This is a genomic window from Candidatus Nitrospira neuquenensis (assembly GCF_979578155.1).
Genome location: NZ_CEFZDU010000037.1, coordinates 29529 through 53650 on the forward strand (window position 1 = coordinate 29529; position 24122 = coordinate 53650).

The following is a 24122-nucleotide window of genomic DNA, read 5'->3' on the forward strand; positions in this document are numbered from 1 at the left end:
CTCAGTACTTCGTCCGGTCGCGCCGGCGCTGGGCCGCCTCGATCAACCGGAGCAGTGCGTCGGCATCCTGTCGCAGCTGGCTCTGGAGCGCCTCGCGCACGGCGCCGGCGCCGGCCGCGGCCGCGCCAGGGCCCAGCGTGATCTGCGGGGCGTAGTGAATCGTGATCGGCCCCGCCCCGGCGCCATCCGCCGGTCCGCCGCGCGCGCGCTCGACCGTGCGGGTGACGGATGACACCGTCTGGACGAGCGACGCGGTGGCCAGCCCCGGCGCGCCGGTCGGCCCGGCCCCCGCGCGCCGGGTGAGGGCCGGGGGCACGGTCAGCGGCGCGGTCAGGGCGGGCGCGGCCCGGAGCGGCTCGAGCTGCTGATGGACCTGCTGCACGGCCGGCGGCACCGCCAGCGCCGGCAAGGCCGCCAGGGCCGGGGTCACGGTCAGCGGCACGGTCAGGGCCGCCGCCGCCGCGGTGCGCGAGAGCGCGTCCACCAGCGGCGCCGGCCGCACCGTCTCCGCGATCGTCTCGACGAGCCGGATCCGGTGCAGATCCCGGAGCGGCCCCTCCTTGGCCGGCGACCGCGGCCAGAACCCGAGGAGCTTCTCCAGCGGGCCATGGAGCTGGGCGTACAGCGCTCCGAAGCCCTCCTGGATGCCCTGCCAGAGACTGTCGACCATCTGGGCCCCGGCCGCCAGCATCTTCGCCGGGAGGCCCCCCAGCGCGGCCAGCATCCGCATCACGCCGCGCCCCCAGCGCACCCCCAGGGACTCGCCCGCCGAGCCCAAGCCCTCCACGGGTGTCACGAGCCGGGTCAGGAGATTCCACAGCCAGCGGAACGGGGTCAGCACCCAGGCGAGCGCCGTCCCGAGCCCTCGGACGAGCGGGAGCAGCGGCGCAAAGGCCGGCGCGAACTCGGCCGCCCCCTCCCTGAGCCCGCGCCAGAACCCGACAAAGAAATTCGCGATCGGCTGCCAGAATTTCCAGATCAGCAGGGCCACGCCCACGACGGCGACCGCCACCCAGGTCCACGGGTTGGCCAGCAGCGCGGTGGTCCACGCCCAGGTCGCGGCGGCCAGACCTTTGAGCCCCGCGCTCGTGAGGAGGTTCGTCGCAATCCAGGCGCGCGACGTGGCGATCAATTCCAGCATTCGGTACCGGCCGATCATCAACCAATATTGAAACGCGTTCCAGAAGCCCCCGCGATAGTCGATCGCCGCGAGCAGACGTTGCCAGCCGATCAGTCGGGATACCTCGAACGCTTGCCGTCGCACCCAGGCCACTGCGATCTGCCAACCGTGGGCCAGCATCGGCCCTGTGCTGATGAGCCAGCTCACGCCCTGGACCAGCGTCGCGACCCCCGAGAGTCCTTTCGCCACCATCGTCACGATCGTGCCCAACGCAAACAGGGCCCCTCCTCCAATGATGGCGCCGCCGATGCCGTACACCGTGGCGGTGAGGAGGGTGCTGTGTTGGTTGGCGGCCTCCAGCCAGGCATTCAACTTCTCGATGGGCTTGAACAGCAGGGGCATCGCGATCGTGGCCAGATTGATCTTGAGCTTCTGCCACTGCTCCAGCGTCGTGTCCATCATCTGCTGGAAGTCCCGCTCGGTCACGCCTTGCGCCGCAAGTGCTTCTTTTCTGATGCGTTGGTATTCCTGCATGTTTTGCAGCATCGGATTCAAAAAGCTCATCACCTGCAGGTCGCCGAAGATTTGACTCACGACAAATCGATCGCCCCCGGTCACTTGGTGGATCAGGTTGACCAACTCGAAGAGCGTGTCCTTGCCAGGCGTCAGGGCGCGGCGCAGTTCGTACTGGATGTCCACCCCGAACTGTTCAAAATTCCTCACGGTTTCTGGGGCCGTGATCTTCGCAAGAAAGTTGACGAGGTTATTCGCGGCCTGGGATGGATCACCGGCACCCTTCATGGCGACCTGCAGCGCCGCGCCCAAGGAGGCGACAGCTGGCACGCCCTTCATACCCAACGACGCGGCCCCGGCGGTGATAGCCGGAAAGAACTGCGCCATGTTTTTGAGTTCGAATCGGCCCTCCTTCCCGGACTGGTTCAGCACGTCGATGGCCCACTGCATCTCCTGGGCAGCGACTTTTAAGTTGTCGCGCATCGCAAATCCGGTCTTCGCGAGATCCTCGACACTGGCCTGCGTGGCCGTGGACGTCTTCCCGATCACGGGCTGAAGATTCAGCGCCTCCTGCACGTCCATCCCGGCGGCGACTAAGACTTCCACGCCGCTCAAGAGATCGTCCTGCATTTGATTGGTGAGCCGCGAGATTTCCAGGAGTTGACCGCGCATCTGGAGGAGTTGGGGATTCGCCAACCCGCCGACATTGCCCAGTGCACGGAGTCGATGCTCTGCCGTCAGTGCCGCGAAGGGTACCTGATCGAGGCCGAAGAGCGCGGCGCCGCCGACGCCGCCCAGAGCGACACCTTTTCCCACGGCTTGCAGGCTCTTTCCTACGTTATGGAGTCGTTCGGACGCCCGGGAGAGCCGCTCGACATGGGCGGTGACCCCCTTCACCGTCTCCGTCACTTTCCGCAACGGCCCGGTGAGGTAGTCCACCCCTTGCAAGACCAGCGCGATTTTGAATACGCTATCCATGGCGATCGTGGAGGTGCCTTATGTGGGATACGTTCGTGGCCGTCATCCTCTTTCTCGTCTTGCCCGTGCTGGCGCTCTCTCTCATCGGGGATGTCCTGCGCGCGCTACGCCGATAGCCTCACGATCGCGCTCAAATCTTGCGGTCGGGTTGTGCCCGATAGAGCATCCGCAGCGTGGCGTCCAGCTTCCCCAGCCAGTATACAAATTCCGCGACGGTTAACTCGCGGAGCTCTCGGTAGGTCCAGCCGCCTTCCCGGGCGAGGAGACAAGCTCCTTGGCCAACGCCTCGAGGCCAGTCATTTCCAGCGCGGCCGAGAGCAGCAAAAAATCTCGCACCGCCAGCTGTCGGAGATCCTCGGGCGGCAGGTGCCGGCCATCGAAGGTCGCGATCCGCGACACAACGGCCACGGCAAACTCGATGCCCCGCTCCTTCCCCGTCATGCGTTCCGCTTGAATGAGGTCCTCGACCAAGGGATCGCGGACCTGCACCGCCTGGTAGGCGGGCGTGGCGCTGTCCACTTTCTGAATGTGCATAGATCTCCTCGTGAAAGCCGTTACAGCCCGAGGTTGGCGCGGTACTGGTCGAGCAGGTCGGCGCCGTCCACCTTGTAGAGGTTGTTCAGCACGTCGATCTCGAACAGCTCCTGGCCGTCCACGACCAGTTTGGCGTAGTAGACGGACATCGTGGAGTCGAACTCGACGTTCTCCTTGGGCTTGAACGTGCCCATCGGGAACTCCTTGAAGGCGCCGCGGAGCTCGGCCCGCACGGGGAGCTGCGCGGTCCGGCCCTCCGTGCCGTCGTACTGCTCCAGCGAGGCCCGCACGGTGAGCGCCACCACCTGGGTCGGGTTCGCCATGGCGGCGTAGGCCTCGGGATACAGCGCGCTCCACTTGATCTTGGCCTCCAGCTTGTCGATCCCCGCCCAGAACTCCGCCGTGCCCGCCATGCCGAGCGCCTTGTGCTCGGCGTACTTGTGGGCGACCTTCGGCAGCTCGAGTTCTTCCGCTCGGCCAAAGAAGTTGTTCCCGTTGAGATAGACGTTGGCGTTCGTCAGACGATAGATGTCCATGGTCCCTCCCTACCGAGCCTGGTTCACCGCCTGCAGCAGTCCGAGATCGATGAAGCTGCGGAACGTGATCCGTTCGGCCGGCGTCGGCGGCATAAAGTCCAGCCGGAACGTGAGATGCCCCAGCGCCAGCTCCGTCTGGGGGTTGTCCGCCGGATCGTACCGGCAGGAGCCGTCCACCAACGCGCCGCGCCCGATCAGGGTGCGGATGAAGGCGTTCACGCTCGCGACGATCTCGTCGATCAGCGCCGGCACGATCGGCCGATCCAGGAACGGCAGCATCGAGTATTCGATGCTCTCATGCAGGATGTCCGCCACCCGCTGCACGTTGATGAAGTTGCTCGGCTGCGTCTCGGTGGGCCAGGCGGCCGAGCGGTTCCCCCACGTGCGGTACCCGGTCGCATAGGCATTGAAGATCGTGAGGATTCCCTGCTCGTTGAGGAGGTTGACCTCCGAGGTCGCATCGGTGATGTCGGCGGTGAGGGCCCGCTCCACCCCCACGATGCCCTGGATCTCCGTGTTGGACGGCGACCACCAGTAGCCCTGCTTGAGGTCCTTGGCCGCGATCACGCCGGCCAGCCGGCCGGAGAGCGGCTGCAGGACCTCCTGGCCCTGCCCGTCGATCACCTTGACGTGGGGGTAACAGAAGACCACGCGCGGGCTGGCGCTGTTGAGCGGCTGCCCGGCGCCCCGGGCCGTGAGTACCTGCTGCGGCGTCTGCCCCTTGGCCACGTCCACCAGCGCGATCGCGCGGAGCGCGTCGGCCTTGACGATGAGCTCCGTCCGGACGGCGGCCTGGTCCGACCAGGCGGGCGCGATCAGGATCTTCGGCTTGAACCCGAAGAGGCCTTGGCAGTCGAGGAAGGCCTGCAGGCCGGTGCGCGGCGGCCCGGCCACGCCGACCAGGTCGGCCGCCTGCACCTTCGTCACGTCGGCGTAGGCGTAGTCCACCTTCACGGCTTGCCCGGGCGTGATGGCCCCCCCGGCCACCCGGGTGATCGTGCCGGCCGCCGCGTCCACCGTATAGTCCGTGCCGGCAAGGTAGGTGACCGTCCCGTCCGCATTGGTCACCACCACGGCGCTCACGTCGTGGTGGGCGAGGGTGAGGGTGTCGGGGGTGAAGGTCTGGGCCTCATCCAGGATGGTGGTCTGGTGGACCGCCGGGTCGAACACGTTGACCACGATCACCGTGCCGGCGCCCTGATCGTAGATCGCGTCCAGCGCCGCCGGGATCGAATAGCCCTGCGTCTGCAGGGCGCCGAACGTCGCCTGCGCCTGCTGCTCACTGAGGATCAGCGTGGGGGTGTGGATCGGCCCGGTCGGTGCCGTGCCCACCAGGCCGATCACGGCCGTCTTGACCGTGCGGATCGGCCGGACGCCGGCCGAGACCTCGATCATCTCCAGTCCATGCAGATAGTTCGCTGGCATAGCGTCTCCTCCTTGTGGCCCGCCACGCGGCGCGGGCGGCTAGACGGACGGTCCCTGCAACGTGTCGATCGTCGTGCCCCGCGTGAAGGCCGGGCCGGTCTCCTCGCTCGGCTCGATCCAGAGCAGCTCGGCGTCGAACTCGGCGGCGAACATCGCCAGCGTGTCGCTCAGCTCCACGACCTCTTCCCCCGCCGGGCGCAGCCGGCCCGGCCCGCCGAGATCGAGGCCGGTGAGGGCGCTCCGGACCGCGTCGAGGAGGGCATAGGCCCCGCGGGCCGCCGCGCTCGCATCCCGGAGCGAGCGGGCCACGACAAAGACCCGGTACGTCACGAGCCGGGCTTGCACGAGGCGGCTATGCCGCGGCGTCTCCGGCTCGCGGAACTCCGAGCCGACGTAATGGATGAGCACGGTCGCGGCCCGTTTCGCGCCGCCGCTCTGGACCCACTGCTCGAGGCCCTTGGCCGGCCAGCTCTCGATCGCGACCCCGGCCGGCAGCGTGGCCGTGAGGCGCGCGAGGAGCTGATCCTCGATCGCCGTCAGCGTGGGCATCATGTCCCCAGCACCGCCTGCCGGAACAGCTCCCGGATAGAGGCCCAGTCCCCCTCCTCGACCCCGAAGATCGGCCGCGGCGGGAGCGCCACCCGCCGGCGCAAAAGAAAGAGCGGCCTGGGCCGGCCCCGCCGCCGGCGCTGAAAGATCGTGGCCTGCGCGATGAACGTGTCGGCATAGCTCCGGGCCGTCCGCGTCACGCCCGGATAGGGAATCGTGAGCGCCTTGGCCCTCGTCGGCACGAGGTCCGGCATCGAGCCGCCGGCGCCGACGGTCCCGAAGTGATGGATCAGCCCGTACGGCAGGCGCGTCCCCAGCTCGAGCCGATCTGGCCTCGCCTGATACGCATAGCCGAGGCCGGGCCGGGCGAGGTGCCGTCCGGAGAGCGGCGGGCCGCCCCGCTGGCGCGACGGCGCGCCGGGCCCGGCCGGCTGCCACGGCCGGCCGGTGAGCCCCTGCTGCGGGTCACGCGGCTCACGGCCCTGCTCGAACCGCAACCGCGTCGAGAGCATCAGCCGGTCGCCGATCTGGCGCATGAACGGGGTGAGATTCTGCAGGCGCCGGGGGAGCCGCGCGAACCACCGCCGCGCCTCCGCATCGTCCCAGACCGCATAGACCTCCGGCATCCGGCCCTCCTAGAAGCCCCGCGTGCGGGCCCGGGTGAAGAGCCGGTCCCCGCTCACGATGGACGGCGGCGGGGTCGCCCGCGACGAGGGCGTCAGCCCCAGGGTCACGGTCCCGTCCGCCAGGCGCTTGAGCAGCGCCACCGCGTCGTCATGCTGCTTGGCCCGCGCCTCGGTCGTGAGATCCCGCCGCGCATAGAGCCGGGCGAGCGCGAGATCCACGGCCACCCGGCGGAGCAGCGCCGGCGTCTCGGCGAGCGGCAGCTGGTACCGCGTGGCCACATAGCCGTCGATCTCCGCCTGCGCGTCGGCCAGCGCCTGCTCGATCACGCCCGCGTCCGCCGCGCCTCCGCATCGTCCCAGACCGCATAGACCTCCGGCATCCGGCCCTCCTAGAAGCCCCGCGTGCGGGCCCGGGTGAAGAGCCGGTCCCCGCTCACGATGGACGGCGGCGGGGTCGCCCGCGACGAGGGCGTCAGCCCCAGGGTCACGGTCCCGTCCGCCAGGCGCTTGAGCAGCGCCACCGCGTCGTCATGCTGCTTGGCCCGCGCCTCGGTCGTGAGATCCCGCCGCGCATAGAGCCGGGCGAGCGCGAGATCCACGGCCACCCGGCGGAGCAGCGCCGGCGTCTCGGCGAGCGGCAGCTGGTACCGCGTGGCCACATAGCCGTCGATCTCCGCCTGCGCGTCGGCCAGCGCCTGCTCGATCACGCCCGCGTCCGCCGCGCCGTCCCGGTCGTCGTCGGTGAGTTGGATCAGCTCCTCTGGGGCCAGGTGCTTTTCGAGGTCCGCGCGGGTCGCGTACATGTCCCCTCATCCGAGCCCGCGCCCGCCCCCGTGGGGGCCGGCGCGAAGCGTCCTCAGATCAGCCAGGGCACGACCAGCAGGTCGGCCGAGCCCCGCCAGACGTTCGTGGCCCCCGACGCGGTGCGCTCCGCCTGGAGGATCTCCCGCGCCTTCTCCTCGAGCGTCGGGCCGACCACCAGCAGGTTTGGCAGGATGCCCAGCGGCACGCCGGCGTCGTTCTTGAAGCCCAGCATGGCCGCCCGGGCCGCCGCGTAGGTCGTCAGGCTGAGGGGCTGCTTGCTCGCATAGGCGAGCTGCCAGAGCCCGTAGCCCGCGTTGTCCCGCCGGTCGGTGCCGTAGACGTACGTCTTCCGCATGAACACATTCTGGTCGTCCGGCTGGTCCAGCGAGACGAACTGCGGCGGGCGGCGGCTCTGGAAGATGAGCGGCTTGATGGCCCGCGACACGTCGAGCAGGAACCAGGGCGTGCCGGTGCCGCCCCCGGTGTTGGAGGCGGTGCCATCCCCCACCGGGTGGTCCGTGGCGAAGAACGGCTTGCCGTCGTAGCCGACCGCGCTGAAGCCCGCGGGGAGCAGCCCCCAGACGAGCTCGTCGGGATGGATCGCGGCCGCCCGCCCCATCTCCTGGACGATCGGCCGGTAGATCCCCAGCGTGTCATCCTCGATGTCGTTGCGGTCCACCTCGATGGTGGATTCCCAGTCCCGGTTCTTGATCGTATAGTCGTGGAGCCGCAGGTTCTGCACCTGGCGATCGCCGATCCACTCGCGCAATCGTGGAAAGGCGCCGAGCCAGGCGTACACTTCGTGCCGCGTGGTCGAAGGGACCTCCATCGCCACCCGCGGCCAGGTGGGGGTGACCCCTTGAAAGGCCTCCTGGAAGATCGCCCGGAAGCTCTGATACATCGCCCGGAGATTGCCCTGGTTGATGACCATCCCGATCCCGACGGCGAGGCTCAGCAGCACGGTGAACAGGTCGGCCTCGCCGCCCCCGACCGGCGCGGGCGCGACGGCCGCCAAGCCGTCGCCTCCCGCCATGCCACAGACGAGGGCCGCGACGAACATCACGGCCACTAGGGTGCGCACTCTGGTTCCCACGGGTGTCCTCCTTCAGTTGTGAGTGTGTGTCCGTCCTCGGCCTTACGACGACGCCAGGAGGCGTGCCGCCGCCAGCTTGGTCAGCAGGCCGTTGACCACCGCCTTCGTCTCGTTCGCCAGCGCCACCACCGCGTCGAACTCGGCCTTCGTCGGGGACGCGCCAGCGGCCACGGCGGCGTCGGCCGTCGCGATCGCCGCCTGGGCGTCCGCGGGCGTCATCGGGGCCTCGGGCCCGATGCGGACCCAGGCACCCTGGTCGTCCACGTCCACCAGGACGCCGGCCACGACCCGGTTGCCGGGCGTCAGCGTCACGGTCTGGTCGTCGGCGGCATAGACCGTTTTCCCGATGTCCGCCCGGGTCAGGCCGCCGTGCGCGTAGGCGAAGAGCCCGGTCTGGATCTCGATGGTGAGGTCGCCCGCGGCGCCGGCGCTGTTGTCGGCCTGGTGCTCGGCGCGGCCGACCACGACCAGGCCGGCCGTGTTCGCCGCCGGCACCGCCCGACCGTCCGCGTTCCGGGCGATCATCGCCCCGGCGTAGAGCTTGGTGGCCGCCTCGACGGGCAGCGAGACCCGCTCGCCCGCCCGGCGGGGGGTGTTGCGATCCTTCGTGAGTGCAGCCATAGGGTCCTCCGGTTACGAGTTCGATGTTCGATGCTCGCCCTCTCCCCGGGACCCGGGGCCCTTCCGTGGCACCGGGTGAGGGGAGAGGGGTGGGTGATGGCCTATACCGCGTACCGCTGGAACGACTCGTCGCTGACCCCCAGCAGCCGATTCACGCGCCGCTGGGCGTCGTCGAGGGCCGCGTGGGGATCGGGCGGCCTCATCGGACTGGCCACCATCCCCGGCGGCACGACCACCGGGGCCTTCGCGATGAAGACCTCGAAGCCCGCCGGGTCGCGGCGCGCGTAGGCCTTGGCCCACTCCTCCTGGGCCGGGGTGAGCTTGCCGGCCTCGAGCGCCCGCGCCACCGCCTCGTCGGCCTCGCGGCTGGCGAGCTGCTGCTTGAGCGCCGTCAGCTCGGCCTGCAGCGCGGCGACCGTGGGCGCCGTCGCCTGCGCCTGCTTGAGGGCGTGGATGGTCGCCACGGCCTCGGACACCGTGGCATCGGCCTGGAGGCTCAGCGCCTCGACGACCGCCGACGGGACGTGCGGCGTGAGGCGCGCGGTGAGGGCGGCGAGGATCTCCTCGTCCGTGGCATCCTGTTTCATCGTCAGGAGTGTGATCAATTGCTCTCGCATAGGCTCCTCCTCGTGGCTGTGGCTGTGAGCGGCGAGCGGATAGCTGCACGCCGCTTTGGCGATGAGTGGCCGCAGGTGGCGAATTTCCGGCGTGTTCGTCAGCGCGACGGAATGGAGCTGCACGGCCCGGCGGTCCGATTGGCGGACCAGGACGACGGGGGAGAGATACCGGTATTCACGATTCCGGACATAGTCCGCGCCGCGCGGGGTCCAGGACACGGCACCCCACAGGCCGGCCTCGCCTTTGTCCAGGAGCTGCGTGATCCAGCCGGCGGCCGGCGCTTCCTCGCCCGTGAGGGTCTGGTGCTCGTAATCCAGCACGAGCTGGCGGCCGGACGTCGAGAAGGCGTCCTGGATGGCCCGGATCGCCTCGGCGTCCAGCAGAAACCGGCCCCGCGTCTCGGTCTCCACCCAGCCGGCCGGGATGAGCTGGATTTCGGTGGGCGGCATGGCCGCCCCGGACTCGGCGGACAGCGGCACGAGCCGCGCCGCCAGGACGTCCATGTCGCGTGCCTGTTTGCTCGTCGTCATGCTTCCCACTCACTTGAGTGGTGGGCGGGGCACCGGGCCCCGCCCACCGGCCAGTTCACTCCGTCTCGAAGGCCCAGCCTCGATAGTCCTCCGGTAGGGCTGGCCCCTGCCGATACCGGAATCGCGCGGCCGGCCCTTGGCTCTTGTTGCTCTGCGGCCAGGCATGGTCAGCCCAGCGTTCGATCCAGATGACTTGACCGCAGGCGCACCGATTGTGGCCTTGGTAGACGATCCAGTCATCCTGTCCGCAGACCTCGCACTTCATGCCAAAGCGCACCGTGCGACGCTGGTTCATGGCCGCTCCTTTCCGGCCCGATCCGCCGAAGGTCGGATCGGGACTGGACGGGGACGGACGGGGGGACTGCGCAGACTTCTCCATCACACACCTCCTGAACAGGCGTGTCGCCTGAAAAAAAGAGGCCACGTCCAGCGGACACCGTGTCCAGGCCGGGGTCAGCGCCGCTAATGAGGCGGCGCTCAAGTCCGTGAACGTGGCCAGACGTGCTACCGTGGGTCACTACTCCATGGCAGCACCTCTTTTTGCTGTTCCCGGTCTGGACCCGGTGCCCTGGATGGCAATCCGGTCGGGGGATGGAAGCAAGACCCCTGTCAATTCGAGTCAAACCCCCTGTCAACGCCGATTGTAGGCGTCGGGCGGGTCGAACTGGCCCCCAGGCCGTTTGCGGCATCCTCGACGCCTCTCCGTGCGTTTTTCGCTCCGTCGTGCAAGTCGATTTCATGTCGGCGCCCCCCTCACGGCCTGAGATGCCTCCGTAGCTCGGGCGGATACCGGTCGGCATCCGGCTGCCAGGCGGTGAGGCCTGGGTTGAAGCCCCAGCCCTCGCCGGCCGTGCCGGCCTGCTCCCAGACATTCGGCCCACCGGCCGTCACCCGATCCCGCCACCCGAACTCGTCCAGCTCCGCGTCGCTCAGCGTCACGACGGTCGCCCGGCAGCCCCAGTGGTTCGGCGGATAGTTCGTGCGCCACCAGGGATCGTCCGCGCGCCGGATCTCGCCGTGCCGGGCCCGGCAGGCGGGCGTCGTCCGGCCATCCAGGATCGAGGCGTACCGCCAATAGGGCCGCGCGGCCAGGACCTCCGGGCTGGTCATCTCCTGCCACCGGCCGACCTGCGTGGCGACCGTGAGATTGGTGTCGTAGATCGTCCGCAGCCGCCAGGGGCCGACGCGGGCCCGCTGCCCGTCCGGTCCACGGATCGTCGCCGACTCCTGCGTGGGCCAGCCCTCGCTGTCGTGCGGGAGCCAGCCGTGCCGTTTGAGCGCCGGGATCAGCGCCCGCTCGAACTCGCTGTAGCTGATGCCCTCGCGGATCGCTCGGTCGACCTCCTGGCGCAGATCCCTGAGCAGCTCCAAGCTCAGCACCTTCGCCACGGTGAACGCCCGGTGATGCGCCTCCTGCCACAGCTCCCGCCAGTCCCACGTGACGGCGTAGCCCTTCTGGCGGAAGTACGCGTCCGCCGCCCCCGGCGGCAGGTCCAGCAATCCAATGAGCCAGTCCAGCTTCACTCATGGCCTCGTGCCTCGCGCCTCGCGCCATCGGCATCAATCCATCCCCACCGCATCGCCAGCGCCAGGGCCCGTGCCAGCAGGGCGGGGTCGGCCTCCCGATAGGCGTCCGCCAGGCGGGCGCGAAAGTCCTCCAGCGACGTGGCCTCCTGCGCGAGCCGGTGCAGCGGCTCCAGCAGGGGCACGAGGACGCGCGCCCACTCCTCATCCGTCAGATGATCGGTGAGCGTCTCCGCGGCGGCGAAGGTCTCGCCCGCCGGCCGGGCGGCCAGCGGCAGCACCTTCAGCGCGGCGGACCCGCCGGGGCCGGGCGGCTGCATGTCCGCGAGCGTCGGCTCCCCAGCGTTCGGTCGCCGGATCTTGAACTTCTCGTGCACATAGGCCGCCGGGATCATCGGCGCGCCGCCGGCCTCGACCAGCGTCTTGAGCATCGTCGCGGTCTGCAGGAGGTCCTCGGGCGGCTCGATCAGAGGCCGGAAGCGCGGGATCGGGACCTCCCAGCCGAGGTTGAACCCGACCAGGGGCCGGAGGATGTGGGCGGTGACGGTCCGGCTGAGCGCCTGGCTGTCCGCGACGGTCAGCTCGAAGCGGACCTGCTCATGGACCTTCGCGGCAGCCAGCGAGCCGATGGTCCCCACCTCGCTGGTCAGCGTCTGCCCGAGGACGGCCAGGGCCATTTCCTTGTTGCAGAGCTCGATCAGCAGCTGGTAGAGGTCCGGCCCCGGCCGCTCCGCCGCCTTGATGAACTCGATCTCGGTGGAGGCGGAGATGATCCCGGCCGCGTCGTGGCCGATCGCCCGCACGGCGGCGAGCAGCGCCTCGCGGTCGTCCTGGCTGGCTCCCGGCTGGTACTTCCCGAGCCGCAGCGGCATCCCATAGACTTCCGCGAAGGCCACCCAGTCCTTCCAGGCGTAGTGCTTGACGAGGTAGAGCCACGCGCAGGCGCGCATGAGCCCGGCCCGCGTCACCGAGCCGGCCCGGGCCCGGTACCGGTGCAGGACGAATTTCCAGGGCGGGAGCTCGCGGCCATAGACCGGCGCCTCGTCGGTCAGGAGCCGTGGCGCGGCCGGGAGCGGCTCGGACCCGCGCGGCAGCCACGTGAAGCGCCGGGTCTCCACCGGCTCGATGGCCGAGAGGGTCAGCACGCGGCCGACGCGGGCCCAGAGCAGCTCCGCGCCGGCGTACCCGTAGGGAATGGCCTGGAGCAGATGCGCGATCGCCCCGCCCAGGACCTCCGCCGGGAGCGCCTCGCGGGCGAAGTCGGCGGCGCGCCTCGCCTCCGGCGAGCCGTCCGCCGGCTCGATCGCCCAGTCGAGCGCCTCCACCGCCAGGATCCGCATCTGCAGCAGGGAGCCGAGCTTGCCGTCCTTCTCGATCATCTCCTCGAACAGCTCGGCCTGCCGCGCGGGGTCGCCGGCGTCCGCCTCCTTGAGGATCGTCGCGAGCCGCTCGGGCGTGAGCCCGTGCGAGGGATACTGGTACCAGGTGTCCCGCACGGAGGCGACGGCGAGGCGGTTCGGCGCGGGGGCCTCCCGCGACGACACGGGCCGGCCGAACTGATCGACGAGCGGCGGAGCCGGGGTCGCCATGGTCACCATCCACAGTGCGGGCTGGCGCGCCAGCCACCGAAGACCGACGCGGGGGACGGGCGCGCGGCGGGGCCCGGCCCTCGGTCGTCGCGCATCGGCCCGCGCCAGGCGGACCGCGTGGCGCTCGCGTACTCGATCGGCCCGACCGGCGTGCCGGCGGCCTCGCAGGCCAGGGCCAGCGCCCAGAACCGGTCGGCGTGCGAGCGGTCGTGCCGGTCGGCGTCGAACCGCGCGGCGCCCGTGGCCGTCACGAGCCGCTTGACGCTGTGCAGGTCCTCGCGGATGGCCCGGTCGGCGGGAATCCGCACGGTGCGATCTTCGCAGCGGCGCCGGAGGCCCTCGGCCAGCGCCTCCTTCACCGCGCCGCTGAAGGTGACGGCCTCGACCCGCGCCGCCCCGAAGCGCTGTTGCGCCTCCTCGGCGAGCTGCATGCCGAGGCCGCTCGCATCCAGACACGCCCGCCGGACGGAGGGCAGCAGGCTGAAGAGCACCTCCCGCTGGACCGCGAAGGGCGCCCGCTCCAGCACGCGGACCTCCCGCGTCCACAGCACGTCCCCCACCTGTTCCACCTGCCAGAGCACCGTCAGGTCCCGGTGCCGGCCGATGTCCACGCCGAGGAACAGCGGCCCGCTGGGCGGCTCGGTCCGGGGCCCAGGCACCTCGCACGCACTGATCAGCTCGTAGCTCAGCCATGCGGTGGCTTCGTCCAGGAAGGCGCACTCGTACTCCTGGGCCCAGTCGTCGGGATGGGGGCACGCCTGGCGGAGCAGGGCCAGGTCCACGGCCAGGCCGTCGGCCAGGGCCTCATAGATCGTGGTCCGGTGGCGCGCGAAGCCGTTGGCCTCGTCCTGCCAGAGCTCATAGAACAGCCCGCTCCGGCCGTTCGGCGTGCTGGCGATGCGGAGCTGGTAGCCGTGGAGAATCGTGGGCAGCATGGCGCGGTAGATCGCGCGCGCATCCTCATGGAACGCGAACTCATCGAGGAACACGTGGCCGGAGAAGCCGCGCACCGTGTTCGGCGCGGCCGGCAGGCTCAGAATGCGCGAGCCGTTCGGCAGCCGGCATTCGGTCTTGCTCTCCGTGGGGACCAGCGCCTGCCCCATGAGCCGCGCAATCGCCGTGAGCGCCCGCAGGTGACTGAGCACCTTCTCCATCACCTCGCGGCTCTGCCGCTCGGAGGCGGAGAGGATGAGCACGGCGCACTTGCCGCGGAGCGCCAGGCGCACCGCCTCACACGCCAGCGCGAACGATTTGCCGATCTGGCGGCTGGCGAGCCAGAGCTTGAGGCGGCGCGGGTCCTCGACCCACCGCCGCTGATAGGGGTAGAGCACCGTCTTAGCCACGGACGCCGTACTCCGTCTGCAGGATCTGCTCGATCAGGCGGCGCAGCTCGTGCGGGGAGGGTGTCCGCGCCTCCCCGTCCGCGGGGGGCGTCGCCACGGCGACCTCCACCTTGCGCGGCTTGATCACGAGCCCCAAGAGCGCGCGGACCGCGTGCAGCTTCTGCGGATCCACCTCGCCGCGATCGAGGTCCTGCTGCACGCGCTCGCAGGTCCGGCGCACGATGGTGGGGATCATGTCCCAGATCGAGTCCACCTGCTGGCGGTGGCGGGCCCGATCCCGCTCCCAGTCGCCGGCCTTTTTCCAGCCGACGAGCGTGGTCGGGGAGACCTGCAGCGCCTTCCCGATCGCCGCCAGCGTCTGCCCATCCTCGACATACCGCCGCCGGGCCTCGTCGTAGAGCGCGGCCTTCTTGGCCATCACCGCTCCCCCAGCGCCGCCCGCAGCCGCGTGATTTTCTGCTGCATCCCGTCGGCCAGGAGCCGGAGCCGCGCCAGTTCGCCGGCGGCCGCCACGAGCGCCTGGGTGTCCAGCTCCCCGAGCGTCGCGGTCGGGGGCGCCTTCATCCGCAGGATCAGGACCTGGCCCTCGGCCTGGAGCTCCAGCGCCCGCAGGTCCCGCTCGCACTCGGCGAGCTGCCCCTTCAACGCCAGCCGCTCTTCATGCATCGCCAGCCGCTCTTCATGCATCGTTCCGCGTCCCCCAGGCCTCGAGGCGTTCCGCCAGTTGCGTGAGCACCCGCGTGTTGTAGGTGAGGTGCTCCACCAGCGGCCCCGTCTCCTTGGAGGCCGCCTTGAGCCGCTCGACCACCTGCGTGAGCGCCTCGGTGTTCCGGGTCAGATGCAGGACATGGTCCTGCTGCATCTGCTCGTAGTGCCGGAGGACCTCGTCCACCTGCCGCCGCTCGCGCAGCTCCTTCAGCGCGTACACGACGAACGCCACCCACGGCCCGCCCCACTTCAGCAGCTCCAGCGGATCCGCCGACGGCTGACCAGGCGGCGTCGGATCGGTCGCCGCGGCGACCAGCGTCCGCACCAGCGTGAGGACGCCGATCCCGATCAGGCTGACGAGCAGGGCTCGTCTCATGGCGGCCCCAGGGCCGGGAGCACGGCGGCGCCCCCCGCCGCCGGCCGGGCCTCGCAGCGCTCGAGCCGCAGCCGGAGACTCCGCTCGAGCTGGTAGCGTTCGAGCAGCCACGTCTCTGTCACCAGGTACCGCCCGTCACCCTGCGGCACGATCGCCCGGTCCGCGGTCAGCGGCGCCGGGGTCGGGGCGCAGCTCAGCCCCAGGGCCGCGAGGATCCAGATCCCCACGACGCAGCGCCGCCTGCCGCTCCGTCTCGAAGAGCCGGGCGAGCGCGTCGGCGTCGCCGCGGGACAGGGCCGCCGTCGCTCGGCGCACCGCATCGTCATAGTCCGTCTCCAAGGCGTGCCGCGCCCGTGCCGGCGCCGTCCGGCGCCGCTCATCCAGGATCGCCGCCAGCAGCGCCACGATCCCCAGGAGGAGGGCGCCCCAGTCCATCGACGGCTCAGCTGACCTTGGCCAGGCCCGCGCGCAGCGTGATGGCGCCGCCGAAGCCCAGGGCCGCGAGCGCCTTCTCCGCCACGTCGCCGTCCACCCATCCCATCATCCAGGCCCCGATGACGGCCAGGCCCGTGAGCGCGATCAGATACGTCTTTTTGCCGCTCAGAAATGCCAACATGGTTCGTCCCTCCTCGTGCAGGGTGCGTCACCGTCCATCAGCACCTCGGGCTGCACCCAGTAGATGACCCGCCCGTCGTCCTCCTCCACGATGAACAGCCACACGTGGTCCTGCACGGCTTGGGCGTCCAGCTCGGCATCCGTCAGCACGGTGCGCCCCCAGCGGGCCACCACATGCAGCTCCGTCCGGTCCGCGACGCCGTCGCCGTCCCGATCGAGCTGGAGCTCGACGAGGCTGTTCCGCAGCACGTGCCAGGCGACGACCTCGTCCTGCGCGCCCGCCGGCACGGCCAGGGTGCCAAGCAGCAGCAGGCCGAGGATCATCCCCCGGCTCATGCGGTGTGCCCCTCCGGGACCGCAGGGCGTTGTCCGGCGCGCAGGGCCGCCAACGTGAGTCCGCCTGTCCACTCGAAGTGTGGCCGGTCCGGTGTCCGCCACCGCCCACCCCAGCGGAGCCCCACGCGTTCCCCAATCTCGCCCATCTGCGTGAAGAGGTCCGTCCGGTCCCAGGCCGGCTGGCCGGCGATGAAGGGGGCGGCATCGAAGGCGAGCCGGTACCCATGCAGCGACTCGCCCGGCTGCGCGTTGGTGACGGGCCGGAGGTGGAGATTCGTGGTCCGGCCGATCGCATACAGCGCCGCCTGGCGCTCGTCCGTGCGATAGGTCTCAATGATCCGGACGTCCAGGCCGGCCTGCCCGCAGGCCGCGAGCAACGCTTCCGCCAAGGCGCGCACGTGGGGATGGAGTGCCGCGAGGTCGCGAATCATCCACGCGGACCATACCCGCCGCCGCGGAGGCGCGCCAGTAAAATTGCCTACTATTCCGATGTATGCGAAAGTTTTTTCTGGATGGCGCTGCGGGGGATGCGGATGACGCCGCCGACCTTCACGGCGGGCAACTCCAGGGCGTCGATCCAGCGATAGACGGTGCTGGGCGCGACGCGAAAATAGGCCGCGACTTCCTCGACGGTATAGAGCGACCGCCGGGGGAGTTCGCCGAGCGGGTCCTCACAGAGGAGTGGGAGGGTGTCGTCCGTCATCCTCGTCGGTTGGCGGCCGCCTGGGCCACCCGTTCGCGGAGGACGGCCAGGCAGAAGCGGCGGCGCGCGGCCCGGAGCAGGCGGCCTTCGTGTTGGGTCAGGAGCGTGGCCACGCCCTCCATCCAGATCGCCCGTTCCCCCGGCCAGGGCAGCGCGGCGAGCACATCCACCACGGCCTCCAGCCAGGCCTCCGCGGCGGCCAGCGGGAGCCGGCCCGGATCCTGGCGGGTCAAGTCGGCCAGCAGCTCGGTCAGACAGTCCGTGCGCCTCATGCGTCCCGCTCCCAGGGCTCGCGATAGGGGAGATTCCGTCGGGCGAAGAGATCCCGCTCGGACGTCACGGGGAGCACCTCTCCCGTGGCGAGATCCAACAGTCCGTCCCCTGGCGTGCGCCGCCGCACGCTCCCCGCAATCTCGATCCGAGCACAACAGGGGCGGATCTCCGCGACCAGGTCCTCAGCGATCACCCAGGCCTCCGCGTGCGTCAGGATGTCGTGCCCTCCTTCGTTCCCGCCCGCTCGTACCCCTGCGGGTAGCGGGTCACCAGCGGCCGCAGGACCTGGAGCAGCGCGGTGACCTGGCGATTCGTCTGCGGCCAGGGCGTGCCGATCAGCTTCTGACAGAATGCGCCGCGCCGGATCGCATCCCAGCCCAGGCGCGCGAAGAGCCCATCGAGGTAGGCCTGCTGCCTCGGCGTGATCTCGGGATCCGGACCGCTCGGCCACCGTGGCTTCCCCGGCCGGCGCCTGCCCTGAGCCGGGTCGAAGGGCCAGGTGTGTGGCCGGCCCACCACGGGCCGCGCCGGCCGGGTCGGTGAGGTCCCACGCCCGTTCAGCCGGTCTAGCACCGCGCGGGCTTGGGCCTGCGTGAGCTGCGTGCAGGACGTGACCCGGAACAGCGACCAGAGCATCGCGCGGTAGGTCTCGTCCGACAGCCCGTGTGCACGCTGCGCCGTCTTGATGGCCTTGATTTGGTCTGTGCTAATCGGCAGCGTGGCCGGGGTTCGCATCAGAGGCCTCCGGGCTCACCTGGCTGTGCAGGTCCATGGCCAACTGGCCCAACAGCGCCGGCAAGGTGACATGGCGAAAGGCGGCCGCGCGCCCCAGGATGGACAGCCCCCGCGATCGGAGCGACGCGTAGTACCGCTCCTCTTCCTCCAGCGTGGACGGCACGAAATAGCCGTAGGGGGGCTCGGTCGTCGAGGCGATCGGGCAGCCGAACTGCTCGATCAGGTGTTTCACCGTCCGCCGCACGACGCGCTCGTCGAGCCCCGTCATCGAGGCCAGCGCCGCCACCTCGATGGCCCGCGCCTGGCCGCGATGGCCGCTCACGAGATCCCAGAGCAGGACCTCCTCGGGGCTCATGCAGGCGCGGTCAGGCTCCATGACGGGCGGCCTCCTTGGCCACCTGCTGGGCGGTCAGATGCGGCGCGATCAGCGAGCGCCAGCACTGCCGACAAATCGGATGCTGGGGGATCGCGACGGCGCGGCCGAGCTTGGAGGAGTGCGGGTTCCGTCCCGGATGCAGCCGCACCAGCGCGGGGCGCCCGCATTCGCAGTACTGCTTCACGCCGCCTCCGTCGCGGTGTCCCGCGCATCCTTCAGCAGCGCGTCCACCAATTTGTCGACCTCGCTGTCCGTCGGCGCGACGATCACCTCTTCGCCCGTCTCGATCACGCGCACCCCGAGCCGCTTGAGGTCCGCGGCGGGGAGCTGCGCCAGCGCCGGCTTGCTCGGCGTCTCCTTCGTCACGATCAGGACGTCCGCTTGGTCTGGCAGGTGACGCTTGATGAGCGCCACCACTTGGTCGGCGTCATCCCAGACCAGCTTGCCCGGCGCCTTGCGGAAGCCGATCTTGACCCCATGCAGCACGAGGGTCTTGGGCCGCACGAACAGGTGCGGGGCGGCCTCGATCGCGGTCCGCAGGGCCGCCTCGGCCTCCGCCGCGTGCGCGAGCGCCGTCTTGATCCCCAGCAGCCGCTTGCGCTTGAGCGCATCGAGCTCGGCTTGCAGCTCGCCGACGCGCGCACTCAGCCCGGCGCGGGCCTCCGCATACCGTTTGGTCAGGGTTTCGATGATGGATAACGTGGGGGCGTCGGTCATGCCGGCATTCCTTTCTTGTGGTCCCGCCTCCGCCAGAAGGCCGCGCTGGCGGCCTGGGCGGTGCGGCGGTCAAAGTGCCGTTGAATGACGCGGTCCCGAGCCGCCTTGCAGACCGGACACAGCGCCACCAGGCCGTGGCGCGTGGCCACGAGGACCAGGACCGCCTCCGCGCGCGCGCAGCCGGGCCCCTGGCAGCGGTTATGGACGACGGCGCCGAGCACCATGGGCCACCTCCTGCGGCGGGTCGAGGATGAGCTGCACGCCGGTCGCCTCGGCGACGTGCAGCACGAGCGTATTGACCAGTCGGTCGAGCCACGGCGTCTGATCCGGCGCCACGCAGGTCGCCCGGCGCAGGACCAGGACGTCCTGGACGATCGCGCGCGCGTCCGCCGCGGTGAGCCGCACCTCGCATTCGTCGGGGCGCAGCCGCGCGACGCCGCACGCCGGACAGTGGGGGCGGACGTCGTCAGTCATCGTCGCGTCCCGCCAGGGCCAGGCACAGTCCCGCGCCCAGCCCCATGAGGAGCCCCAGCGCGAAGCTGCCCACGCCGAGGATGAGCACGTCCGCCGCGGTCAGCATGCCCCAATCTCCCGCACGATGTCGGCCGTCACCGTGCTCTCGCCCCGCAACGCCGCCTCCCGCATCGCTTTCGCGAGCCACCGGTGGAGCATGAGGGGATAGGTGTGGCTCACGGTGCGCCGGCCGCTCGCGTCTCGGGTCTTGAGCCGCTCGGCCAGGGCGTCCACCGCCTCGGGGGTGATCACGCGATCGAGCGCCCCGCCGGCGCGCGTCATCAGATGCTGCAGGTACGCGCGGCTGTCGCCGTTCAGGGGGCCCAGCTCGACGAGCTGGCAGCGCCGGACCATCTCGCGGATGCCCCAGCCGTCGCCGCGCTCGGCGAGCTTGGCCTTGAGCTCGAGCTGGCCGATCAGCAGGATCCCGAGCAGGCGCTGGGTACCCTCGCCGGTGGTCAGCGTGAACTCCCAGAACTGCTTCAGGTACCGCAGCGTCCGCTGCTGGAGCAGGTGGGCCTCCTCCAGGACCAGCAGATGCTTGCGGCCGGCCGCCGCGCGTTCCCGCAGCAGGCGGACCATCTGCCGGGCCTTGGCCTCCAGCCGTAGGGCCGGCTGCTCGCCGCTGATGTCCAGCACGATGGCATCGGCGATGTACTCCGCCGTCAGGCGGGTCTTGTCGATGGTCTGGGGAAAGACCACGGTGACCTGGTCCTCCTGCGCGAGGTCGCGGAAGAGCTTGTCCCGCAGCGTGCTCTTGCCCGACCCCACTTCCCCGACCAGGGCACAGAAGCCGGCCTCGTGCGCCACCTGCCAGAGGCAGTCGTAGACGTACCGGTGCTCCTCGCCGAAGAAGAGATCCCGATCCCGCTCGATCTCCAGCGCGAAGGGATTGCGAAAGAGCCGGAAATGCTTGAGGATTTTGCTGTCCAACATCTCCACCTCCCAGGGGATCAGGGCCCCGTCCTCGATGTGGTCCGGTTTGTGGTAGTGTCGATGCCGACTGAAGCCCGCCGGCATCCGGCGGTGCAGCCCCTCGGTCTCCTCCCAGATCGCGGCCACGTCCAGCCCGCGGACGCAGAGCCACTGCTGCATTTTCGGGTGCCGCCAGACCCAGGCCTCCACCCGGGCGCGCCAGGCGGCGCGCTCGGCCTCGGTCTGTCGCCGCGACTTGGCCGCGGCGAACCCGGGGTAGTAGCCCCGGCGGGTCCGGACGTTCAGGAAGGTGGTCCGGCTGACGCCGAACGCCGCGGCGGCCTGCTCGTCGGAGACGCCGCAGTCCCGCAGGACCCGCGTGAGGGCGAGGGCCACCTGGGGCAATTGATAGGCGGCGGGGAGCCCGCCGCCGGCCCGGGGTGCCGGGCGGGGGGGCGCGGCCGGCTTAGCCGGCTGCGATCGTGCGGTCGGCATCGTCGTCCTCCTTTCGTGTCGGCGTGAACGTCTCGATCACCGCGCCGAGCTCGCGGAGCGGCACGCCCTCGGGCCAGGCCTGCCGCACGCGGGCGTTCTCCTCCGGCGTGAGCCACCGGCCCAGCGCCTGATGCAGCTCGCCCAAGAGCTGCATGAGCGTGAGCCGCCGCTCGGCCTCGGGGTCCGCGATCGGCAGCGGCGTGCCGGCCTGGGGCAGCGTGACCAGGCCCGCGGCGGCCTCCGCCTCGCGGCCGAAGACCGCCACCCGGTGCATCCCCAGCGCCGGCGCCTCCGCGCGCCGCTTGTCGCCCGTGCCGGTCCACGTGACGCCGAAGGTCTCGCTGGCCACCCGCTCCAGCTCCGGCTGCGCCCGCTGCGTGACCGTCGCGGCCGGCCGGCGAATCGTGCCGGGCCGCGCCGTATCCTCCAGCCAGCCGTCCTCGCGCACCGCGAGCGGCTGGCAGCGCCAGATGGCCCGGGGCACGCCCGCCTCGCCGCGCCACACCGCCTCGACCGCCGGAAACTCATAGGGGTGGTATCGGACCCACACCCAGTCCCGCCAGGCGTTCGAGTCCGGCACGGCATACCACCGGCCCTCGAAGCTGAACCGCCCGCCCCCATCCACCTTGCGGCGCTGCTCGCCCGTCCGGAGCAGCCGGCGCAGGGCCGCCGCATCCAGCACCTGGCCCGTGACGGCGTCGCGCGGAATCCGGAGCTGCGCGGGCGGGATCGTGAGCCACCGTTGCTGGCGGGTCAGCCCCTCGCTCGTCTTCACCCGATAGGGCCACGTGGTGCAGACCTTCACGCTCCAGTCATAGGCCCACCGGTTCAGCTCCGCGAGGTCCCGCGGCCGCTGGAGTTTCAGCCGGGCCTCGAAGCGCAGGCCGAACTTGTGGCCCCACTCGACGAGGCCCTTCGCGCGCGGATTGCCGGGCAGATGCGTCACCAGCTCAATCTGGAGGAGCGCGAGCCACTGCTGGGAGAGCTTCGCCCGCGCGAGAGAGCCTTGGTCCACGAGGAGCCGGAACGGCACGCCATGGAACTGATAGCTGGGATGGGCCTTCGGCAGGATGGCCTCGGTCAGCACGTCCAGGGTGTCCGCCGCCGTCTCGCCGGCGGCATACCGATACTGCAGGTAGAACATGCCGCTGGCGTGATCCACGACGAGATACCGGAGCAGCTCCCGCTTGATGGTGCGAAACTCGGCCGGGTGGTTCCGGTGCAGCTGCAGCGCGATGTCCCGCTCCCCCAGCCCCTGGTCGTCGAGGAAGTACTGGACGCAGTTGGAGGCATCGAGCTGCCATTCGGCGTTCGGATGGGCGGAGGCGCGGTAGCGGAAGGGCGTCGGCCGCCGCAAGTGGCGCACGGAGAGGGCCTGGGCGCGGAGGTGGCGATAGACCGTCGAGCGGGACACCGGGGCGGTGAGCCGCCCGCTCTCGCGCAGGAGCTCGAGCGCGTCACAGACGGGCAGGATCACGTCCCCGTCCAGCCGTTTGCTGGTGGCCACCGTGGCGGCCACCGTCAGCAGCTCCGGCGTCGGCACCCCGCTGCGGCCCCGATCGGCGCGCGGCGCGCGCACCCGCGGCCCGGCGGCGCGGGCCCAGGCGTTGATGGTCTGCGGGCTCACCGCGTAGGTCGCCGCCAGCTGCCGCACCGTCGCCGCCCGGGCCCGCCCGGTCAGGCCGGCCAGGCTCTCCACCACCGCGCGCCGCACGTCGGGATCCGTCGCCATCAGCGCACCCGCCGCAACGTCGGCCGTTCGAGCTGCAGATCCGCCTCGATCTGCTGGACGGTGTCGGCGAGCTCGTCCCGCATGGCGCGGAGCAGGCCGCCGAAGGCCGCGAGCGCCGCGTCGGACACCTGCTCCTGGTCCCGATGATGGGCAAAGACGATCAGGGCGGCGTGGAACTGCTGCCACCAGATGGAGAGCGACGCCCAGAGCTGCCGCTCCGGCTCGGAGACGATCCCGTCCGGGACCTTCGCGCCTGTCCACTTCTGCAGTTCGTCCTGAGCCTGTTGCAGCGCGGCCTGGAGGGTCTTGGCCTCCTCCCGCGCCTTGTCCTGGTCCGTCTTCCGGAGTTTGCGTTCGGTGTCGGCTTCCGCCTCGGCTGCATCCCGCTGCGCGATGGCTTCCCGGAGGACTTCAAGGATCTGGTGCGCGTGACCGGGGTCGTTCGGGATCTTCTTCTTGCCGATTACGATGCACCCGCCTTCGTGGCGGATTGTGCCGGCCTTCAGCAGCCGGCGGGCGGCCACACGCTCAGCGGCCGTGGTCAATTCGATCACGGTTTCGTAGGTGCCATCGCCGAAGGTTTCCAGGGTCTCTAAGTACCGATCGATGGTGCGGCGGCATTTGGGCAGCGCCTCGTCGCAGAGCTGCTCCCAGTTCAGCCGATTGCTGAGGCACCAGGCCTTGAGATCCTGCAGCCGCTTGATCGCGCTGAGCCGGCAGAGATCGCTGACCGCCACCAGGGCTCGGAGTTCGCCCAGGACCTCACGAAGGTGGCCAGGCAACTGCTCCACAACGCTTCCATGCGGCTCGGCTACTGTGAGTGCGCGCGTGGTCGCCGCCGTCATCTGTGCAGTCCGTCGCTCGTCTCTGGCAGATTTGCTCATCGGCCCTGGCCTCCTGGTTCCCGCCGGACATTTGTCCGGCTCGGTTTTCGTGTTGCCTGAATTTTCAACGGGTTCGGTTTTGGCAAGCCGGACACAATGTCCGGCTCATGGTGGGCGGCGACCTCCAGCGTAGCCATGTCCTGCAGGATGGAATCCATCAGATCAAACATCCGGGCCAACACCCGACGTTGACGATCGAGGGCCTTTTGGTATGCCCGCGCCCTTCTCGCGGGTCACGCGACGAAACCATTCCGCCAGCTCCTCGTCCGTGCTCGTCCACTCGGTCAACCGGTGCAGCTCACCCAGCAAGAAATAGATCCTTGAACGTCGGTGAAGGCTCC

General features: G+C 70.4%; 35 protein-coding genes. All 35 read right to left on the reverse strand.

Annotation, left to right across the window (positions count from 1 at the left end):
* Position 1: 1 nt before the first annotated feature.
* Positions 2-2611, reverse strand: coding sequence for a phage tail tape measure protein (locus AC1U7O_RS15255; RefSeq protein ID WP_479895710.1), 2610 nt, complete (start codon positions 2609-2611; stop codon positions 2-4).
* Positions 2612-2827: 216 nt separating this feature from the next.
* A complete protein-coding gene (locus AC1U7O_RS15260) occupies positions 2828-3145 on the reverse strand; it encodes a phage tail assembly protein (protein ID WP_479895711.1) in 318 nt (105 codons plus the stop codon).
* Positions 3146-3165: 20 nt separating this feature from the next.
* A complete protein-coding gene (locus AC1U7O_RS15265) occupies positions 3166-3681 on the reverse strand; it encodes a phage major tail tube protein (RefSeq protein ID WP_479895712.1) in 516 nt (171 codons plus the stop codon).
* Between the two features lie 9 nt (positions 3682-3690).
* Positions 3691-5106: a phage tail sheath family protein gene (locus tag AC1U7O_RS15270; RefSeq protein ID WP_479895713.1), complete on the reverse strand. Its 1416-nt coding sequence runs from the start codon at positions 5104-5106 to the stop codon at positions 3691-3693.
* 39 nt (positions 5107-5145) lie between these two features.
* Positions 5146-5658: a Gp37 family protein gene (locus tag AC1U7O_RS15275; RefSeq protein ID WP_479895714.1), complete on the reverse strand. Its 513-nt coding sequence runs from the start codon at positions 5656-5658 to the stop codon at positions 5146-5148.
* Positions 5655-6281 carry a phage virion morphogenesis family protein gene (locus AC1U7O_RS15280; RefSeq protein WP_479895715.1) on the reverse strand — a complete coding sequence of 209 codons (627 nt, stop codon included), beginning with the start codon at positions 6279-6281 and terminating at the stop codon, positions 5655-5657. The genes AC1U7O_RS15275 and AC1U7O_RS15280 overlap by 4 nt, the downstream gene beginning before the upstream one ends.
* A 9-nt stretch (positions 6282-6290) precedes the next feature.
* Positions 6291-6641, reverse strand: coding sequence for a gp436 family protein (locus AC1U7O_RS15285; protein WP_479895898.1), 351 nt, complete (start codon positions 6639-6641; stop codon positions 6291-6293).
* A 29-nt stretch (positions 6642-6670) separates the two neighbouring features.
* Positions 6671-7084 (reverse strand): gp436 family protein, encoded by a 414-nt coding sequence (locus AC1U7O_RS15290; protein ID WP_479895716.1) that lies wholly within the window; start codon positions 7082-7084, stop codon positions 6671-6673.
* Between the two features lie 53 nt (positions 7085-7137).
* Positions 7138-8178 (reverse strand): Mu-like prophage major head subunit gpT family protein, encoded by a 1041-nt coding sequence (locus tag AC1U7O_RS15295; protein WP_479895717.1) that lies wholly within the window; start codon positions 8176-8178, stop codon positions 7138-7140.
* A gap of 42 nt (positions 8179-8220) precedes the next feature.
* Entirely contained in the window at positions 8221-8799 is a 579-nt protein-coding gene (locus tag AC1U7O_RS15300; protein WP_479895718.1) for a hypothetical protein, read from the reverse strand.
* Between the two features lie 101 nt (positions 8800-8900).
* Positions 8901-9947: a phage protease gene (locus AC1U7O_RS15305; protein ID WP_479895719.1), complete on the reverse strand. Its 1047-nt coding sequence runs from the start codon at positions 9945-9947 to the stop codon at positions 8901-8903.
* Positions 9948-10002: 55 nt separating this feature from the next.
* Positions 10003-10242, reverse strand: a complete 240-nt coding sequence (locus tag AC1U7O_RS15310) for a hypothetical protein (RefSeq protein ID WP_479895720.1) — start codon at positions 10240-10242, stop codon at positions 10003-10005.
* 458 nt (positions 10243-10700) lie between these two features.
* Positions 10701-11471: a phage head morphogenesis protein gene (locus AC1U7O_RS15315; RefSeq protein WP_479895721.1), complete on the reverse strand. Its 771-nt coding sequence runs from the start codon at positions 11469-11471 to the stop codon at positions 10701-10703.
* A complete protein-coding gene (locus AC1U7O_RS15320; RefSeq protein ID WP_479895722.1) occupies positions 11468-13060 on the reverse strand; it encodes a DUF935 domain-containing protein in 1593 nt (530 codons plus the stop codon). Before AC1U7O_RS15320 ends, AC1U7O_RS15315 begins: the two co-directional genes overlap by 4 nt.
* A gap of 2 nt (positions 13061-13062) precedes the next feature.
* Positions 13063-14403 carry a terminase large subunit domain-containing protein gene (locus AC1U7O_RS15325; RefSeq protein ID WP_479895723.1) on the reverse strand — a complete coding sequence of 447 codons (1341 nt, stop codon included), beginning with the start codon at positions 14401-14403 and terminating at the stop codon, positions 13063-13065.
* On the reverse strand, positions 14396-14821 hold the full coding sequence (locus tag AC1U7O_RS15330) for a hypothetical protein (RefSeq protein WP_479895724.1): 426 nt from the start codon (positions 14819-14821) through the stop codon (positions 14396-14398). Before AC1U7O_RS15330 ends, AC1U7O_RS15325 begins: the two co-directional genes overlap by 8 nt.
* Positions 14821-15090: a hypothetical protein gene (locus tag AC1U7O_RS15335; protein WP_479895725.1), complete on the reverse strand. Its 270-nt coding sequence runs from the start codon at positions 15088-15090 to the stop codon at positions 14821-14823. The genes AC1U7O_RS15330 and AC1U7O_RS15335 overlap by 1 nt, the downstream gene beginning before the upstream one ends.
* Positions 15083-15487: a hypothetical protein gene (locus AC1U7O_RS15340; protein WP_479895726.1), complete on the reverse strand. Its 405-nt coding sequence runs from the start codon at positions 15485-15487 to the stop codon at positions 15083-15085. The genes AC1U7O_RS15335 and AC1U7O_RS15340 overlap by 8 nt, the downstream gene beginning before the upstream one ends.
* On the reverse strand, positions 15484-15609 hold the full coding sequence (locus AC1U7O_RS15345) for a hypothetical protein (protein WP_479895727.1): 126 nt from the start codon (positions 15607-15609) through the stop codon (positions 15484-15486). Before AC1U7O_RS15345 ends, AC1U7O_RS15340 begins: the two co-directional genes overlap by 4 nt.
* A 13-nt stretch (positions 15610-15622) precedes the next feature.
* Positions 15623-15922, reverse strand: coding sequence for a hypothetical protein (locus tag AC1U7O_RS15350; RefSeq protein ID WP_479895728.1), 300 nt, complete (start codon positions 15920-15922; stop codon positions 15623-15625).
* A 7-nt stretch (positions 15923-15929) separates the two neighbouring features.
* On the reverse strand, positions 15930-16103 hold the full coding sequence (locus tag AC1U7O_RS15355; RefSeq protein WP_479895730.1) for a hypothetical protein: 174 nt from the start codon (positions 16101-16103) through the stop codon (positions 15930-15932).
* A complete protein-coding gene (locus tag AC1U7O_RS15360; RefSeq protein ID WP_479895731.1) occupies positions 16088-16438 on the reverse strand; it encodes a hypothetical protein in 351 nt (116 codons plus the stop codon). The genes AC1U7O_RS15355 and AC1U7O_RS15360 overlap by 16 nt, the downstream gene beginning before the upstream one ends.
* The gene (locus tag AC1U7O_RS15365; RefSeq protein ID WP_479895732.1) at positions 16435-16869 is read right to left on the reverse strand and encodes a M15 family metallopeptidase; all 435 of its coding nucleotides are present in this window, start codon (positions 16867-16869) and stop codon (positions 16435-16437) included. Before AC1U7O_RS15365 ends, AC1U7O_RS15360 begins: the two co-directional genes overlap by 4 nt.
* Before the next feature lie 50 nt (positions 16870-16919).
* Positions 16920-17141 carry a helix-turn-helix domain-containing protein gene (locus AC1U7O_RS15370; protein WP_479895733.1) on the reverse strand — a complete coding sequence of 74 codons (222 nt, stop codon included), beginning with the start codon at positions 17139-17141 and terminating at the stop codon, positions 16920-16922.
* Positions 17138-17413 carry a hypothetical protein gene (locus AC1U7O_RS15375; protein WP_479895734.1) on the reverse strand — a complete coding sequence of 92 codons (276 nt, stop codon included), beginning with the start codon at positions 17411-17413 and terminating at the stop codon, positions 17138-17140. Before AC1U7O_RS15375 ends, AC1U7O_RS15370 begins: the two co-directional genes overlap by 4 nt.
* A complete protein-coding gene (locus AC1U7O_RS15380; protein WP_479895735.1) occupies positions 17410-17607 on the reverse strand; it encodes a hypothetical protein in 198 nt (65 codons plus the stop codon). The genes AC1U7O_RS15375 and AC1U7O_RS15380 overlap by 4 nt, the downstream gene beginning before the upstream one ends.
* Before the next feature lie 17 nt (positions 17608-17624).
* Positions 17625-18149: a phage protein GemA/Gp16 family protein gene (locus AC1U7O_RS15385; protein ID WP_479895736.1), complete on the reverse strand. Its 525-nt coding sequence runs from the start codon at positions 18147-18149 to the stop codon at positions 17625-17627.
* Entirely contained in the window at positions 18121-18525 is a 405-nt protein-coding gene (locus tag AC1U7O_RS15390; RefSeq protein WP_479895737.1) for a hypothetical protein, read from the reverse strand. Before AC1U7O_RS15390 ends, AC1U7O_RS15385 begins: the two co-directional genes overlap by 29 nt.
* Positions 18515-18709, reverse strand: a complete 195-nt coding sequence (locus AC1U7O_RS15395) for a hypothetical protein (protein WP_479895738.1) — start codon at positions 18707-18709, stop codon at positions 18515-18517. Before AC1U7O_RS15395 ends, AC1U7O_RS15390 begins: the two co-directional genes overlap by 11 nt.
* Positions 18706-19242 (reverse strand): host-nuclease inhibitor Gam family protein, encoded by a 537-nt coding sequence (locus AC1U7O_RS15400; RefSeq protein ID WP_479895739.1) that lies wholly within the window; start codon positions 19240-19242, stop codon positions 18706-18708. The genes AC1U7O_RS15395 and AC1U7O_RS15400 overlap by 4 nt, the downstream gene beginning before the upstream one ends.
* Positions 19239-19466, reverse strand: a complete 228-nt coding sequence (locus AC1U7O_RS15405) for a hypothetical protein (protein WP_479895741.1) — start codon at positions 19464-19466, stop codon at positions 19239-19241. Before AC1U7O_RS15405 ends, AC1U7O_RS15400 begins: the two co-directional genes overlap by 4 nt.
* On the reverse strand, positions 19441-19716 hold the full coding sequence (locus AC1U7O_RS15410; protein WP_479895742.1) for a hypothetical protein: 276 nt from the start codon (positions 19714-19716) through the stop codon (positions 19441-19443). The genes AC1U7O_RS15405 and AC1U7O_RS15410 overlap by 26 nt, the downstream gene beginning before the upstream one ends.
* A gap of 99 nt (positions 19717-19815) precedes the next feature.
* Positions 19816-21165: an ExeA family protein gene (locus AC1U7O_RS15415; protein WP_479895743.1), complete on the reverse strand. Its 1350-nt coding sequence runs from the start codon at positions 21163-21165 to the stop codon at positions 19816-19818.
* Positions 21137-22897 carry a transposase family protein gene (locus AC1U7O_RS15420; RefSeq protein WP_479895744.1) on the reverse strand — a complete coding sequence of 587 codons (1761 nt, stop codon included), beginning with the start codon at positions 22895-22897 and terminating at the stop codon, positions 21137-21139. The genes AC1U7O_RS15415 and AC1U7O_RS15420 overlap by 29 nt, the downstream gene beginning before the upstream one ends.
* Complete coding sequence (locus tag AC1U7O_RS15425) at positions 22897-23781, reverse strand: hypothetical protein (protein WP_479895745.1); 885 nt, start codon at positions 23779-23781, stop codon at positions 22897-22899. Before AC1U7O_RS15425 ends, AC1U7O_RS15420 begins: the two co-directional genes overlap by 1 nt.
* Between the last annotated feature and the right edge of the window lie 341 nt (positions 23782-24122).